At 71.7% G+C, this 247-nt stretch carries 1 protein-coding gene; it reads right to left on the bottom strand.

All coding sequences use genetic code 11. The annotated features are described in order from the left end of the window. Positions 1 to 219, bottom strand: a 219-nt coding sequence (locus tag ACQG3P_RS21515) for a DEAD/DEAH box helicase family protein (protein ID WP_426806190.1), incomplete at its 3' end; no start/stop codon positions are given. Between the last annotated feature and the right edge of the window lie 28 nt (positions 220 to 247).

Here is a 247-nt window from a genome sequence, read left to right as displayed (position 1 = left end):
GGCCAGCTGTGCGGCGAGCGTCTTGTTGTGGGCCAGCACCAGCGTCGGCCGCTGCACGGCCTCGACCAGCCACCCCGTCGTCGCCGACTTGCCCCTGCCGGTGGCGCCGAGCAGCACGACGTCGGTCTCGCCCGCGTTGATGCGCGCGGCGAGGTCGGCGATCGCCTGCGGCTGGTCTCCGGACGGCTCGTAATCGCTGATGACCTCGAAGGGACGCACGGAACGGGTGGCTTGCACCTCTCCAGCG

Source organism: Stenotrophomonas sp. SrG (assembly GCF_050031795.1).
Taxonomy (GTDB): domain Bacteria; phylum Pseudomonadota; class Gammaproteobacteria; order Xanthomonadales; family Xanthomonadaceae; genus Stenotrophomonas; species Stenotrophomonas rhizophila_A.
Note: the sequence above shows the minus strand (reverse complement) of the source record. Positions and strands in the feature narration are given on the sequence as shown.